This window comes from Nonomuraea sp. NPDC049486 (genome assembly GCF_040676925.1).
Lineage (GTDB): Bacteria > Actinomycetota > Actinomycetes > Streptosporangiales > Streptosporangiaceae > Nonomuraea > Nonomuraea ferruginea.
In genome coordinates, this window is record NZ_JBFAPV010000019.1 from 23539 (window position 1) to 37738 (window position 14200).

Annotated in this window: 19 protein-coding genes; 5 read left to right on the forward strand and 14 right to left on the reverse strand. The window is 72.1% G+C overall.

The features are described from left to right. Positions 1-2 precede the first annotated feature (2 nt). The 6 genes from AB0K05_RS38330 to AB0K05_RS38355 all read right to left on the reverse strand — a co-directional run bounded on the left by AB0K05_RS38330 (position 3) and on the right by AB0K05_RS38355 (position 3055). A complete protein-coding gene (locus tag AB0K05_RS38330; protein WP_148031594.1) occupies positions 3-398 on the reverse strand; it encodes a VOC family protein in 396 nt (131 codons plus the stop codon). Positions 399-402: 4 nt separating this feature from the next. Beyond that, positions 403-1014: an SRPBCC domain-containing protein gene (locus AB0K05_RS38335; protein WP_148031595.1), complete on the reverse strand. Its 612-nt coding sequence runs from the start codon at positions 1012-1014 to the stop codon at positions 403-405. A gap of 5 nt (positions 1015-1019) precedes the next feature. Further along, entirely contained in the window at positions 1020-1373 is a 354-nt protein-coding gene (locus tag AB0K05_RS38340; RefSeq protein WP_364235997.1) for a metalloregulator ArsR/SmtB family transcription factor, read from the reverse strand. A gap of 109 nt (positions 1374-1482) precedes the next feature. Next, positions 1483-1632: a hypothetical protein gene (locus AB0K05_RS38345; RefSeq protein WP_187281160.1), complete on the reverse strand. Its 150-nt coding sequence runs from the start codon at positions 1630-1632 to the stop codon at positions 1483-1485. A 28-nt stretch (positions 1633-1660) separates the two neighbouring features. Further along, positions 1661-2221, reverse strand: a complete 561-nt coding sequence (locus tag AB0K05_RS38350) for a dihydrofolate reductase family protein (protein WP_364236000.1) — start codon at positions 2219-2221, stop codon at positions 1661-1663. A 66-nt stretch (positions 2222-2287) separates the two neighbouring features. Then, complete coding sequence (locus AB0K05_RS38355) at positions 2288-3055, reverse strand: putative protein N(5)-glutamine methyltransferase (RefSeq protein ID WP_219546417.1); 768 nt, start codon at positions 3053-3055, stop codon at positions 2288-2290. A gap of 424 nt (positions 3056-3479) precedes the next feature. On the opposite strand from AB0K05_RS38355, the gene AB0K05_RS38360 reads away from it, so the two are divergent. Beyond that, a complete protein-coding gene (locus tag AB0K05_RS38360) occupies positions 3480-4319 on the forward strand; it encodes a nitroreductase/quinone reductase family protein (RefSeq protein WP_271279452.1) in 840 nt (279 codons plus the stop codon). Between the two features lie 113 nt (positions 4320-4432). Here AB0K05_RS38360 and AB0K05_RS38365 read toward each other — a convergent pair whose 3' ends face one another. Together AB0K05_RS38365 and AB0K05_RS38370 are read right to left on the reverse strand one after the other, a co-directional pair. After that, the gene (locus AB0K05_RS38365) at positions 4433-5554 is read right to left on the reverse strand and encodes a winged helix DNA-binding domain-containing protein (RefSeq protein WP_364236004.1); all 1122 of its coding nucleotides are present in this window, start codon (positions 5552-5554) and stop codon (positions 4433-4435) included. Positions 5555-5746: 192 nt separating this feature from the next. Further along, a complete protein-coding gene (locus AB0K05_RS38370; protein ID WP_271279450.1) occupies positions 5747-6169 on the reverse strand; it encodes a VOC family protein in 423 nt (140 codons plus the stop codon). Between the two features lie 101 nt (positions 6170-6270). Between AB0K05_RS38370 and AB0K05_RS38375 the strand changes: the two genes are divergently transcribed. Next, positions 6271-7428 carry a WYL domain-containing protein gene (locus AB0K05_RS38375; protein WP_364236007.1) on the forward strand — a complete coding sequence of 386 codons (1158 nt, stop codon included), beginning with the start codon at positions 6271-6273 and terminating at the stop codon, positions 7426-7428. Between the two features lie 16 nt (positions 7429-7444). Here the strand turns inward: AB0K05_RS38375 and AB0K05_RS38380 are convergent, their stop codons facing one another. Then, complete coding sequence (locus AB0K05_RS38380; RefSeq protein WP_271279448.1) at positions 7445-7618, reverse strand: hypothetical protein; 174 nt, start codon at positions 7616-7618, stop codon at positions 7445-7447. A 223-nt stretch (positions 7619-7841) separates the two neighbouring features. Between AB0K05_RS38380 and AB0K05_RS38385 the strand changes: the two genes are divergently transcribed. After that, a complete protein-coding gene (locus AB0K05_RS38385; protein ID WP_364236009.1) occupies positions 7842-8384 on the forward strand; it encodes a hypothetical protein in 543 nt (180 codons plus the stop codon). 7 nt (positions 8385-8391) lie between these two features. On the opposite strand, the gene AB0K05_RS38390 is transcribed toward AB0K05_RS38385, so the two are convergent. From AB0K05_RS38390 to AB0K05_RS38405, 4 genes are read right to left on the reverse strand one after another with little or no spacing between them, the layout of a single operon-like run. Further along, a complete protein-coding gene (locus AB0K05_RS38390; protein ID WP_364236012.1) occupies positions 8392-9309 on the reverse strand; it encodes a CU044_5270 family protein in 918 nt (305 codons plus the stop codon). Next, the gene (locus AB0K05_RS38395; RefSeq protein ID WP_148031602.1) at positions 9306-9872 is read right to left on the reverse strand and encodes an RNA polymerase sigma factor; all 567 of its coding nucleotides are present in this window, start codon (positions 9870-9872) and stop codon (positions 9306-9308) included. Before AB0K05_RS38395 ends, AB0K05_RS38390 begins: the two co-directional genes overlap by 4 nt. 25 nt (positions 9873-9897) lie before the next feature. Further along, positions 9898-10731 (reverse strand): HAMP domain-containing sensor histidine kinase, encoded by an 834-nt coding sequence (locus AB0K05_RS38400; RefSeq protein ID WP_364236015.1) that lies wholly within the window; start codon positions 10729-10731, stop codon positions 9898-9900. Further along, positions 10728-11390, reverse strand: coding sequence for a response regulator transcription factor (locus AB0K05_RS38405; RefSeq protein WP_271279444.1), 663 nt, complete (start codon positions 11388-11390; stop codon positions 10728-10730). The genes AB0K05_RS38400 and AB0K05_RS38405 overlap by 4 nt, the downstream gene beginning before the upstream one ends. A gap of 200 nt (positions 11391-11590) precedes the next feature. Between AB0K05_RS38405 and AB0K05_RS38410 the strand changes: the two genes are divergently transcribed. Then, the gene (locus AB0K05_RS38410) at positions 11591-12562 is read left to right on the forward strand and encodes a hypothetical protein (RefSeq protein ID WP_364236017.1); all 972 of its coding nucleotides are present in this window, start codon (positions 11591-11593) and stop codon (positions 12560-12562) included. Beyond that, positions 12559-12924 (forward strand): hypothetical protein, encoded by a 366-nt coding sequence (locus AB0K05_RS38415; RefSeq protein WP_364236020.1) that lies wholly within the window; start codon positions 12559-12561, stop codon positions 12922-12924. Before AB0K05_RS38410 ends, AB0K05_RS38415 begins: the two co-directional genes overlap by 4 nt. Here AB0K05_RS38415 and AB0K05_RS38420 read toward each other — a convergent pair. Beyond that, entirely contained in the window at positions 12921-14153 is a 1233-nt protein-coding gene (locus tag AB0K05_RS38420) for a PP2C family protein-serine/threonine phosphatase (protein ID WP_364236022.1), read from the reverse strand. The two genes, AB0K05_RS38415 and AB0K05_RS38420, sit on opposite strands and share 4 nt — an antisense overlap. Positions 14154-14200 lie beyond the last annotated feature (47 nt).

Consider the following 14200-nt stretch of genomic DNA (forward strand, 5'->3'; position numbering starts at 1 on the left):
CGTCAGGGCAGGTTAAGCTGCCAGGAGACGCCGAACCGGTCGGCCACCCAGGCGAACTTGGCGCTGAAGCCGTACTGGCCGAGCGGCATCATCGCCCCGCCCTGCTCCGACAGCACCGGGTAGAGCCGGTCGATCTCCTCCTCCGACTCGCACTCCACGAACAGCGACAGCGACGGGGTGAACGTGAAGGCGTGCGACACATAGCTGTCGTTGCAGAGGAACTCCTGCCCGCAGACCCGCAGGTGGGCGAGCTGGATGCTGCCCTCCGGCCCCGGCTCGCCAGGGCCGTAGCGGACCACGGAGATCACCTCCGCGTCGTCGAACACCTTCAGGTAGAAGTCGATCGCTTCCTGCGCCCTGCCCTCGAACATGAGGAACGGCGTGATCTTCTTGGGCATCGTGTCACTCCGCGGGGGGTGCGTAGAAGGCGGTGGTCGCGGCGGTCACCGCGGCGGCCAGCTCGGGCGAGGCGCCGGAGGCCCGGAACGCCTCGCCCCAGGACCCGCTGCTGCGGACGATGAACTCCCGCCCCTCATCGGTCTCGTGGAAGTGCTCCTCGTCCACCTTCTCGCCGCCGGTCAGGTGCAGCGCCAGGCCGAGCAGGCCGAGATCCCAGCCGACGCCGACCGAGCCGGGACCGAACTGCTCCCAGAACTCGGGCGGCACCACGGCCTCGTGGCGCAGCTCGAAGCGGGTGCGGTCGCCGTCGGCCGCCAGGCGCACCTCCACGTACGACGCCGGGGCCTCACCCATCACCCACGACACCCTGAACCGGTTCGGCGGCTCGCAGGACAGGACCTCGCCGCCGGCGTTGCCCTTCAGCTGGTAGCTGCCGCCGAGCCGCAGGTCGCCGGTGATCGGCAGGAACCAGCGCGAGATGCGCTCGGCGCTGGTGCAGGCGTCCCAGAGATCCTCCAGTCCGGTGTCGTAGTGGCGGGTGAGCTCGACGACCTTGGCCTCGCCGGTGTCGCGCACCTCGCGATGCGTACGGGTGATCTCGTCGATGATGTCCATCGAAGTCAGCTTTCTGTCGGATGGCTGTCGCGGGCACGGCGTTTCCGCTTGCCGCGGGCGATCTCCGTGGACAGCGCGTCGAGGCGCTGCTCCCAGAAGCCGCGGAAGCGGTCCAGCCACTGGTCGACCTCGCGCAGGGGCGCCGGGTTCACGACGTAGAAACGCCGGGTGCCCTGGGCGCGCACGGTGGCGAAGCCGTTGTCGCGCAGCACCTTCAGATGCTGCGACACCGCGGGCTGGGAGATGCCGTGCTCACGCTGGATGACGGCGGTGACCTCACCGGAGCTCAGCTCGCCGCCGGCGAGCAGCTCCAGGATCCGGCGCCGGACCGGATCACCGAGAATGTCGAACGCGTGCACGAACAGAGTGTTTCAGGCAACGCTTATATAAGTCAAATGTGAAATACTTGGGATGTCCGCGCAAGGCGACGGCGGCGCCACGCCGGGCGCCGCCGTCACGAAAGAGCCGTCAGTGCCGCCGGGAACGGAACTTGTCCAGGAAGTGCCTGGCCTTGTGTTGGTTACGGGGGTCGCGGGCCATCCGCTTGGCCGATTCGACCGTCTGCCTGCCTTTCGGGCTGCGCATGTACGCGCGCACCCGGTCCATGAGCGATGCCATGGCCATCCCCTACCCCACACGGCCGCGGCTACCGCATGACCCCGTAACGCAGGAAGATCACGCCGTTGCCGAAACGCCGCTCGTCCAGCAACTCCAGGTCGGCGCGCACCCCGGCGGGGAAGAACGGGACGCCGCCGCCGGCGACCGCCGGCCCGACGAAGAGCTGGAACTCGTCCACCAGCCCCGCCCGGATCGCCTGCGCCGCCAGGTTCGGCCCGTCGACGGTGAGGTCGCGGTCGGAGGCCGCCTTCAGCTCACGCACCCGCTCCGGGTCGAAAGCCCGCTCGATCCGGGTCCGCCCGCTGGACACCTCCGCCAGCGTCGTCGAATAGACCACCTTGTCGGCGGCCTGCCACACCTTCGCGCACTCCAGGATGAACGGCGGCTGGTCCGGCAGCGTGTGCGCGGTCTCCCAGAAGACCATCGTCTCGTACATCCGGCGGCCGTAGAGGTAGGTGCCGATCGACCGCATGTGCTCGTTGACGAACGTGTGCGACTCCTCGTCCGGCGCGCCCCAGCCGTAGTCGCCGTTCTCGTCGCTCACGTAGCCGTCCAGCGAGGTGATCATCGAGTAGATCAGCTTGCCCATCGCGGGCCTCCCGTCCTTCCGTCACTTCCCCGGGCAGACCTCGGGCCGCCCGGAAACTCATCGGGGTCAGCCCTGCCGGGTGGCGATGAGGACGGTGGCGTCCCAGTCGCCGGAGTGGGCGACGCGCGGTGTCAGGCCATGGCGGGCGATCGCCTCGACGGCGTGCGCCGCCTGCCGGCCGCCGGTCTCGAAGAGCAGGTGACCGCCGGGGGCCAGCCATCGCCCGGCGGACGCGGCCACCCGGCGCAGCACCTCCAGCCCGTCCCCGCCGCCGTCCAGCGCCACCCGGGCCTCGTGCAGGCGGGCCTCCGCGGGCAGCAGCGGGATCTCGCCGGTGGGCACGTACGGGACGTTGGCCAGCAGCAGGTCCACCCGGCCGCGCAGCCCGGCGGGCAGCGGATCGAACAGATCTCCCTCGTACACCCGGGCGCCCGGCAGGTTGCGGCGGGCGCAGGCGACGGCGGCGGGGTCGATGTCGGAGGCGTGCAACTCGACCTCGCCCAGCGCCGCCACCAGGGCGGCGCCGAGCGCGCCGGACCCGCAGCACAGATCCACCACGACCGCCGCCGGGCCGGGCGCGGCGGCGATCGCCTGCTCGGCCAGGAACTCGGTGCGCGGGCGCGGCACGAAGACGCCCGGATCGACCTGGATACGCAGGCCGCGGAAACGGGCCCAGCCCAGGACGTGCTCCAGCGGCTCGCCGGCGGCGCGGCGCTCCACCAGGCGGGCCAGCTCGGCGGGATCGGGGGCGGCGGCGGCCAGCAGGCGTGCCTCGTCCTCGGCGAAGACGCAGCCCGCGGCGCGGAGCCGGGTGACGATGGCGGCAAGGGACATGAGCGCCTTTCGGTATGTCACGGGCGCTCTCCCCCGGCCGGCTAGACCGGGCAGATGTCGTGAGGTGAGAGCACCCGGCGGGTACGTGCGGGAATCGGTCTCACCTCCTCGTCCATCGCTGGGATGGCGACATTAGCCGAGCCGCGTCCCCGCCCGCAAACACCGGAACGGGATTTGACAGCCGTCGAACGGGCGGCGTTGAATGATCGGCAGGTCGCGTGACGCCGCATGGGAGGACTGCGGCGGCATGGAGGCCGCGACGCAAGGGGACGACACCGTGACCACTTCACACGGACGCGCCTGACCTGAACCGCGCCTGCGCGCCGTCCCCGCTTCCCCTTTTCTCGCTTCATAGCTCCGCCAGCTATGCGCTTTTCCGCGCGGTCGGCGTGCGGGCTTTCCCACCGATCGGAGAAAGCACCGCATGACCATGGACTTCAACCAGCACGTCATCGAGCAGTTCAGGGCCGGCCAGGGCCGGGTCGGGCCGCCCTTCGAGGACGCCCGCCTGCTCCTGCTGACCACCACCGGCGCCAGGACCGGCACCCGCCACACCACCCCGCTCGGCTACCTGCTCGACGAGGATCCGGGCCGGCTGTACGTCATCGCCTCCGCCGGCGGCTCCCCCCGCCACCCCGCCTGGTTCCACAACCTCCGCAAGAACCCGCGCGTCACCGTCGAAACCGGCGCGTTCACGTACGAGGCCGACGCGCGCATCCTGGAAGGCGCCGAACGCGACCGGATCTTCGCCCGAGCCACCGGGACCGACCCCGGATGGGCACGGTACGAGACCGCGTCCGGCCGCACCCTGCCCGTGGTGGCACTCGACCCCGCGGGACCGCCCGCCCCCGCCGCCGCGCGGCCGGGCGACGGGCTCAAGCTCATCCACGACGCCTTCCGCAAGGAGCTGGCCATCGTCCGCAAGGAGGTCGCCGAGTCCGGCGGCGGCCTGGGCGCGCAACTGCGCATCAACTGCCTGGCCGTCTGCCAGGGGCTGAGCCACCACCACACGATGGAAGACGCCCACATGTTCCCGCACCTCGACGAGCAGTACCCGGAGATCGCCGACGTCATGGCCCGGCTGCGCCGCGAGCACGAGGAGATCGCCCGCCTCCTGGAGGAGCTGCAGCGGCTCGTCGCGGGCGAGCACACCGACCGGGCGGCGGTGTCGGCGGAGGTGGACCGGCTGACCGCGCAGGTGGAGGCACACCTGGACTACGAGGAGGAGAACCTCATCCCGCTCCTGAACGCCACCGCGCCATGACCGCGCCGCCGTGCGCCTGATCGTCCGCGCCGCCGGGCCCCACGCCACGGCATCCGGTGGGACGTGCTGGTCGGCGCCGCGGCATCCTGGCCCGGACCAGCGCGTCCCACCGGTCAGCTGGGGGAATCGGCGATGCGCACGCCGTCGCTGTCGCCGTCGGACAGGAACGCCGCCAGCGCCCCTCCCTGCTCGGCCACGGCTGTCCGGTCGGCCGGGCTGAGGCGGCGCAGCGGGGTGACCGTCACGGTGCCCGACTCGACGGTCCAGGTCGCGGCGACCCGGCCGTCGACCAGGACGACGCGGGCGCCGGCGACCGACAGGCCGCGGTGCGCGTCGTCGATGATCCGGCCCCGGGCGTGGTAACCCAGGATCGCGTTGTCGAACGCCGGCAGGAACCGCACCGGAGCGGGCGTGTCAGGGTCGGGGCGCGGCGCGTCGGGCAGGTCCAGCAGCTCCCGGCCCCGCTCGTCACGGAAGGACACCAGCTCCTCCCGTACCGCGGCCACCGCACCCGGCAGCCCGGCCAGGCCGGACCAGGCGCGCAGGTCGGCCGTGGCGGCCGGGCCGAACGCGGTGAGATAGCGCCGCACCAGCGCCTGGCCGACCGGATCGGAGCCGTCCTGGGCGTGCGGGTCGATCTCCCGCCCCAGCCAGGACGAGAGCAGCACGTTGCGCACCCCCGCCCTCGCGCGCCAGAGCCCGCGCGGGGGCGCCTGCGCCACCGGGACGAGGGCGGAGATCACCATCTCGCCCAGGGCCCGCCGTCCCGGCTCCGGCCAGCGCCCGGCGAGCGCCTCCACGACCTCCGCCATCGAACGCGGCTCGCCGTCGGCCATCACCGCCCGGCCCGCCGCGGCCAGCTCGTCCAGGTCCACCCCGGCGAGCTCGCGACGGTAGACCCCGAGCACGCGCTGGCGCAGCATGGCGTCGTGGCGCGCCCGCCAGGCCAGCACGTCACCGGCCGTGACGAGATGGACGGTACGGCGCATCAGATGGACCCGCACCACGCTCCTACGGACCAGCAGACCGGAGAGCGCCGCCGGGTCGAACGCGCGCAGCCGCGACCAGAGGCCGACGAACGGCTCCTGAGGCTCCTGCGCCTGCAGCCCGCACAGGTGCGCCACGGCGCCGGTGACCGGCAGGTCGGCGCGATCGAGCAGCAACTGCCGGGCGAGCGTCGCGCGGTTCAGCGCCCGCTCACCGAGAACGGTCCGCACCGGGGGCCGCATCATCATGGTGGTCACTTTCCTCGTCGTGCTTCCGGGGGCGTCGTCGTTTCCGGGAATGTGGTCGTTTCCGGGGGGTCGTTCTAGGACGTGTCATCGTTCTAGGACGTGTCAGTGTCGTCGTTCTGGGACGTGTCGTCGTTCTGGGGGGTGTGGTCATTCTGGGGGTGTCGTCGCGAGAGGGCGGCGTGCGCCTGTGGCTCAGCCGCTGTATTCGCTCACCACGTCGAGGACCCAGACGACGCCGAAGCGGTCCGTGAGCATCCCGTAGAGCGGCGCCCATTCCGCAGGCGCCAGTGGCCGCGCGACGGTCGCTCCGGCGGAGAGCTTCTCCCAGTAGGCGGTGACCTCCTCGGCGGTTTCACCGCGGAGGGAGACGAAGAACGAGTTCTCACCCCGGTCCCACGGCATCCCGGCGGGCACGTCGTAGGCCATCACGTGGAAGCCGTCGCCGGCGATCACCTGGCCCCACATCACCTGGTCCGCCTCGGCGGGGTTCCGCACGTTCCCGGCGTCCTCGTACGTCACGGCGTTGAGTTCGCCGCCGAAGACGGAACGGTAGAACTCGAGCGCCGGGCGGGCGTCGCCGCGGAAGTTCAGATGAGTCACGGACTTGACGGACATTTCGGCTCCTGACCTCTTCATGGGTTTCGTGGTGTTCCGGGGACAACAGTCGCAGGGGTAGCGGTCAGGTTGTGGCCGCTATTCACGGCAATATGGGAGACATGCCGAAGACCTCAGCACGGCTGCTGGCGTTGCTCTCGCTGCTCCAGGCGCGCCGCGACTGGCCCGGAGCGGTGCTGGCCGAGCGGCTGGACGTCAGCCCGCGCACCGTCCGCCGCGACGTCGACCGCCTGCGCGAGCTCGGCTACCCGATCGTGGCCGCCAAAGGTCCCGACGGCGGGTACCGGCTCGACGCCGGCGCCGACCTGCCCCCGTTGCTGTTCGACGACGAGCAGGCCGTCGCGCTGGCCGTGGCGCTCCAGACCGCCGCCGCCAGCGGCGCCGGCATCGGGGAAGCGGCGGCACGCGCGCTGACCACCGTCCGGCAGGTCATGCCCGCCCGCCTGCGCCACCGGATCGACACCCTCCAGATCACCGCCGTCGAGCGACCCGCCCCCCACCCGCTCCCACAGGTCGACAGCGGCGTACTAACGGCGCTCGGCGCCGCCGTCCGCGCCCGTGAAGTCCTCCGCTTCGACTACGCCCCCGCCTCCCTGATCATCAACCCCGTCTCCCGGCCACCAACGGACGATCACCGTCCCACGTCCCCGAAGGACGACAACATCCGCCCACCCCGCCGGTACGCCCCCGCACCGCCGACCGACGATCACGCTCGCGCGTGCCCCACCGACGACGTGCCCGCGTCACCGACGGATGACGGCATGCGGTCGCCTCGCAGGGTGGAGCCGCATCATCTTGTCACCTGGGGTGGGCGGTGGTATCTCGTCGCCTGGGATCTTGATCGCGACGACTGGCGGACCTTTCGCGTTGATCGCATCAGCCCGCGTACCCCCAACGGGCCCCGCTTCGCCCCTCGTGAGGTGCCCGGAGGCGATGTGGCCGCGTTCGTGGCAGGCCGGTTCCGCGGGGGTGGCTCCGGTGACTGGCCCTGCCGGGGTGAGGTGGTGCTCCGGCTGCCCGCCGCCACCGTCTCGCGCTATCTCAGCGACGGGGTCGTGGAGGAACTCGGCGCGGACCGCTGCCGGCTCGTCCTGGGCTCCTGGTCGTGGGCCGGACTCGCCGCGAGCATCGGCAGGTTCGACGCCGATATCGAGGTCGTCGGCCCGCCCGAGCTCAAGGACGCCTTCGCCCAGCTGGCCCGCCGCTTCGCCCAAGCCGCCACCGTCCCTCTGCCGCCGCCCTCGCGAGAAGGCGCCTGACCGGCCGTCCCGGGGCTCAGGCGGGGTGGTCGATCCGGAGGGAGGCGGCGGCGTGGCCCGCGCCGAAGCCCTCCGCGCGGGTGACCAGGCGGCCCGACGCGACCCGTACCGCGCTCTCCGTGGCGTCGGCCGGGACGCCCGCGGCCGCCCCGTCGTCGCGCTGGATGATGGGATCATCTGATTTGACCATGGGAGATGACGTTGGCCGGCGTTCCGGAGATCCTCTTCGGCGACCCCGAGGTGCTGCGCGCCCCCTTCACCGCCTACGGGCGGGCGCGCGAGCAGGCGCCGGTGGCGCGTCTCGTCAACCCAGGTCACGGCGCGATGTGGGCGGTGACCAGGTACGACGAGGCCAGGGCGATGCTCGCCGACCCGCGTTTCCGGCTGAGCTCCGCCGGCTTCATGCGCCCCCGGTGCCCGACGAGTACGTCCCGTACATGCGCACCATGCGGGAGATGGACGGCGCCGAGCACGCCCGGCTGGGCAAACTGGTCGCGCCCGCGTTCACGCCGCGCCGCGTCGCCGCGTTCGCCCCGCGCATCGGGCGGATCGTCGACGGCCTGCTCGGCGCGCTGCCCTCGGGCGAGCCCGTGGACCTGGTGGCCGACCTGGCCAGGCCGCTGCCGATGGACGTGATCTGCGAGCTGGTCGGCATCCCCGAGGCCGACCGGCCCGCCTGGCGCGGGCACGGCGCCGCCGCCCTCGGCTCGGCCAACCGCGACCCGCGCGCCTTCACCGACCCCGACCGGCTCGACCTGGCCCGCGACGAGGCCGCCCACCTGGGTTACGCGCACGGCCCGCACTTCTGCCTGGGCGCGTGGCCGGCCCGGCTGCAGGTCCGCATCGCGCTGACCGCCCTGCTGCGCCGATCCCCCGGCCTGGCGCCCGCCAAGGCGCCGGAGCGGATGCCCGACCCCGGCACCTGGCGGCTGGCCTCCCTGCCGGTCGTCCTCTGACGCGCGATCAGGAACGCAGGCCGGGCCGGTCCACGATCGCGGCCTCCAACTGCGCGGTCAGGCTCGCCGTGCCCGCCTCGAAGGTCTCCTTGGTGCCGTCGGACCACTCGTAGGTGCGGTCCTTCAACCGCGTCGAGCTGGTGCCCAGATACCGGTAGGTCTCCGGGTCCAGGACGAGGTAGCTGCGGGACTCGGCGTCGGTGAGGCTGAAGGCGACGCCTCGCCGTCCGTCGGCGACGGGCACGTCATGGGTCACGGTGATGCCCTTGATCGTGGGCAGCGCGCGGAAGAGCGCGGCACGCACCTCGGGGGCGAGCCACTGCTCGGAGATGAGCTGGTTGATCTCCATCCAGAGGATCCCCGGCGGGACCTGGCCGTTCAGCTCCTGCGAACCCCTGCGGTCCTCGTCCAGGACGGCCGCCTCGATCTTGGCGAGCACCCCGGCGGGGGTGACAGGCGGCCGGGCCAGCTCGGCCGGGTCGAAGCTCGTGCTTCCCGAGAACGTCAGCTTGCCGTCCTGGTACCAGGCAGACCGCTTGCCGTCCACCCGCGTCCATCGTTCCCAGGTGTCACCCTGGTCCCCTGCGACGCCGGTCAGTCGCAGTTCCTTGGTGTAGAACCACTGGGCGGGGTCCGGGACGGGCGTGGGGTCGTTCTCGGCCGCCCGGGCGGCGTGCTCGCCCAGCTCGGCCACGCCGGCCACCGGCGCCATGTCCGGACGGCCGCCGAACACCACGGCGGTCCCGCCGACGGCCAGGGCCAGCGCCGCCGCCACCACGATGCGCCGGCCGAGCCCGCGGGTCACGGCTCGCTTCGGTGCGGCTTCCGGCTCGTGGATCGCCGTCATGAGCCGCGCCCTCGCGGCGGCCTCGGCTTCGTCGGTCATGGCCGGGGTGTTCCGGCGAAACTCCCTGATCGCGTTCATGACAGCTCCTCGTCCCCGAGCACGTTCCTGGCCTTCTTCCGTGCGCGGTGCAGCCGTGACCGCACGGTCCCCACCGGGATGTCCAGCGCTCGCGCCGCTTCCTCGTACGACATGTCCTCCCACGCCACTAGCAGCAGCACGTCCCGGTCCCCGCGTGACAGCGACGCCAGCGCCCCCGCCAGCTCGCGATCCCTGCCCTGCGCCGTCACCCGGCGCGTCACGGTGTCGGCCAGCGCCTCGGGCAGCGGGTCCACGCCGGTACGGCTCAGCGCCCGCAGCATCCGCTCCTCCTGCCGCCGATGCCTGGCGATCAGCGTGGTGGCGATCCCGTACAGCCAGGGCCTGGCCAGCGCGAACGACGTGTCGTACGTCCCGCGCCTGCGGAAGGCGGCCAGGAACGTCTCGGCCACGATGTCGTCGGCGGCCTGCGTGCCGAGCCGCCGGGCCGCGTACAGATGGATCTGTCTGGCATAGCGGTCGAACAGCGCCGCGAACTGCTCTGGGTCGTGCGCCGATCGACGGATCAGCTCTCCGTCGTCGATCTCGACCGTCTCAGCACCCAACGCCTCTCCTTCGTGAGTCGGTGTCTCACCGTGCTGTCTCCCGAAGGGCGGCACCGGGTTCACCGCGCGAACCGCACAGTGATCGACAGGCCGCCTTCAGGGCGTGTGCTGGTGGTGAGTGTGGCGTGGTGAGCCTGCGTGACGGCGTTGACGATGGCGAGGCCGAGGCCGAGGCCGAGGCCGCTCCTTCGGCGACGTGGGCGAGGTCGAAGGAGTCCCAGCGGGTCACGCCGCGCTCGCTGGTGGCCAGATCGAGCAGTGCCTGGACGAGCCGCTCCTGGTGTCCGCCCAGAGCGAGGGCCTCCTGGCAGGCCGAGCGCAGGCTGCCGGTGTCGGCGTCGGGGTCGGCCAGGGCGACTTCGAGGAGGGTGCGCAGGCCCGCGAGGGGGGTGCGCAGCTCGTGGGAGGCGTTGGCGACGAAGTGGCGTTGGGCGTCGAAGGAGGATTGGAGGCGGGCGAACAGACCGTCGAGGATGTGGCCGAGTTCGGTCAGCTCGTCCGCGGGCTCGCCGAGGCCGAGGCGCCGGTGGAGGTTTCCGGCGGAGAGGCTCTGGGCGGTGGCCGCGATGGCGCGCAGCGGGCGCAGGAACCGGCCGGCGACGAACCAGCCGAGAGCCAGGGCGACGGGAATCAGGACGACCAGGGCGACGGCGGAGCCGGCGAGGAGGTGGGGCAGGCCGATCCCGGACACGTTCCCGGTGGTCTCTGCGGGCCGGCCCCTGGGTACGGCCGCGTCGATGCTGGCGAGCGGGACGGCGACGAGGACGACCACGAAGAGTCCGGCGCCGTAGATGCCCGCCGCGTAGGCGAGCGCGAGCCGCGTCTGCAGGGACCTTCTGGCGAACCTCTGGGGGGTCATGACGGCCGGATGAGGTAGCCGGCTTCGCGGATGGTCTCGATCACGGGAGGGGCGCCGAGCTTCGCGCGCAGCCGGTGCATGGTGTGCTTGACGGCGCTGCTGAAGGGATCGGCGGCCTCGTCCCAGACGCGTTCGAGCAACTCCTCGGCGGAGATGACCAGCCCCGGCCGGGCGAGCAGGCATTCGAGCAGGGCGAACTCCTTGGGACTCAGCTCAAGGCGCCGCCCGGCCCGGGACGCGACGCGGCGGGCCGGATCGAGGGTGATGTCCCCGCAGGTCAGCGTGGGCGGCAGCGGCGGGGTGGCGCGGCGGGCCAGGGCGCGGACGCGGGCGACCAGTTCGGCGAAGGCGAAGGGCTTGGGCAGGTAGTCGTCCGCACCGAGGCTGAGCCCGTCGACGCGATCCTCGATCGTGCCGGAGGCGGTGAGCATGAGCACCCGGGTCTGGCAGCGGCCCTGGGCGAGTCGCCGGCAGATCTCGTCCCCATGGACGCCGGGCAGGTCGCGGTCGAGGATCACCACGTCGTAGCGGGTGACGGCCAGGCGGTCGAGGGCGGCGGTTCCGTCCAGGACGACGTCGACGGCCATGCCCTCGCGGCGCAGCCCGGTTCCTATGGAGCGGGCGAGGACCTCGAAGTCCTCGACGAGGAGGACCCTCACCGCCGCGCACCGGCGGTCGTCGTGCGGGTGGGGCAGCCGAGCCGGCCACCGGGTCGAGGTGCCATGGGTCAACGATGCCAGAGCCCAGGTTCCGGCCAGGTCGCAGCCGCTGCGACCCGGCCGGAACCTGGTGCCGCGTACAACCGTCGGCATGAGTCCATCTCGGACTGCTGGTCGCCGGGGGCGCCCGCAGCACCTGCGTGACCAGGCAGGGCGAAGGCCCCTGCCCGGCGCCCTTGCTGGGACCCGACGGCACGGCGGTGAACGACAAGTACTTCTTCGTGCACCAGCCGCTCAAGGGGAACGGCGGCATCACCGCCCGCGTGGCGGACATGACCGGGCAGATCCGGCTGCCGGACGCCGAACCCGGGGTCCGCAACGTCCAGGAAGGAGTGGTGCCGTGGGCCAAGGCCGGGCTCCTCGTCAGGCAGAGCCTCCAGCGAGGCACACCGTACGCCGCCGTCATGCTCACCGGAGACCACGGCGTGCGGATGCAGTACAACTACCTCCACGACATGCCCGGCGGTCCCCACAACGGCCCGCGGTGGCTACGGCTGACCAGGTCGGGCGACACCATCAGCGGCTACGAGTCGGACGACGGCAGGACGTGGACCGAGGTCGGCACGGTCAAGCTGACCGGGCTGCCGGAGACGGTCGAGATCGGGCTGTTCGTCACCTCACCAGGCGTTCTGTGGGACATGGCGAAAGCCTTCGCCCAGGCGACCGCCACCTTCGACCAGATCACGCCGCAGGGCGCGAACGGATCGTGGCGGCACGACGACGTCGGCGCCGTCCTGGAGTCCGACGGCAGGACCCCGCATCACCCGGGCGGGGTCGTGGAGTCCGGCGACAGGCTCATCGTGACCGGCGGCGGTGACATCGGGCCCGCCACGGTGGAGGGCGGTATGCGCGCCGACCTCATGCTGATCGGCGGGGCTTTGGGGCTGATCCCGGTACTCGTGGCGGCGGTGACGTTCTTCACGGCGGACCACCGGCGCGGGCGGATCGCCTGCCGGCCGGGCGGCTGGCGGCCAAGGCCGCGGTGGTCGGTGCGGTCGCGTTCGTGGCGGGGCTGGTCGCCTCGGGAGTCGTGGTCCCCGCCGGCCTGGCGGTGTTGCGCGCCCATCAGAACCCGATCCAGCCGATCACCCTGGGTACCGAGGTGCGGGTGATCGTCGGCTTCGCGGCGCTGACCGCGGCCGCCGCCGTGCTGGCTCTGGGCCTGGCCGCGCTGGTCGAACGGGGCGTCGTCGCCGTCGGACTGGCCGTCGCGCTGGTCGTCGTGCCCTGTCTGCTGGCCACCGCCGGTCTGGCGCCATGGCCGCTGGCGGTCACCCCTGCCGCCGGGTTCGCGATCACGCAGAGCGTCCCCACGTTCGCGCATGTGGATGTGGACCGGTCACTGCGCGGCGGCTATTACCCGCTCCCGCCATGGGCAGGTTTGACCGTGACGTGCGGATATGCCGCCCTCGCCCTCGGGGTGGCGATCACCGCCTGCCGCAGGAAAGGCCGACCGGGTGCAGCGGTGTCTTAGAGCGTGACGCCCGGGCGTCTGCCGGACATCCACTCGACCGTCAGCACGGTCGCGTCGTCCTGCAGCTGGCCGCGCTGGTAGCGCATGATCGACTGGATGAGCCGGCGCAGTGTCTCCGGCGCCGGCAGGCCGTCGGCCTCCCTGCGGACGATGTAGTCGATGAACCGCTCCAGCCCGAACGGCTCCCCCTCGGGGCTGCGCGCCTCGACGATGCCGTCGGTGTAGAAGAGCAGCCGGTCGCCGGCATGGAGCTGGTAGTGCTCCACCTCGGCGCGCCGGCCCAGCCTGAAGCCCATCGGCGGCGCGGGCTTGGCGCTTCCCAGGGTGGCGGCCAGCTTGCCGTTGCGGACCACCAGCGCCGGGTGGTGGCCGCGGTTCACCCAGGACAGCGTTCCCGTCGACATGTCGAGGTTGGCGATGATGCCGGTGGCGAACCGGCTCAGCTGGAAGTGCTGGGCGATCGCCTCGTCGATGGCCTCGCTGATCGCCACCAGGCCGGCGCCTTTGAGCCGGTTGCTGCGGCAGGAGCCGACCGCGATGCTCGCCGTCAGCCCGGACGCCAGATCGTGCCCCATCGCGTCGAAGATCGACACGTGCAGCTGGTCGTCCTCGATGCCGTACTCGAACACGTCACCCCCCACCTGGTAGGCGGGCTCCAGCGCGGCGGCGATCACCACTTTGTCGTTGGCGAAGCTGCCGTTCGGCAGCAGGTTGTGCAGCACCTCGGCCGACAGCGTCATCGGCTTCTCGCGCACCATCCGCGAGTAGGTGTCGCTGGTCTGGCGTTTGCTCACCACCAGCAGCGACAGCAGCGTCGACAGCCGCTTGAACCGCCACTCGATGACCTCGTCGACCCGTTGCGTGATGCCGCCCACCACGCCGACCCGCTCCGTGCCGTCCAGGAGCGGCGACCACAGGCGCAGCCCGTCCTCCTGCTCGCAGGGCGGGAGGTCCTCGTCGGGCCGGGCGTGCACCAGCTCGACGTTGCGGAACGCGCGACCGGCGATCGTGGTGTCGATGTTCAGCCGCGTGAGCGGCTCGCCACCGGCGCTGAACTGGCCGGGCAGCGGCACCAGGTACTTCTGCTGCAAGTCGGAGACGTAGACCATGGGGTTGCTGAAGCCCGCCATGGGGGCGTGCTCGTTGAGCAGCGGGACGATGTCCTCGAAGGAGGCGGTGTGGCTGTTGCGCAGCAGGCCGCCCAGCATGAGCTCGCCGTCACTCCGCATGACACCCCTTCCCCCTCCGGCATCAGAGCATCTACCCCGGCGGCGGC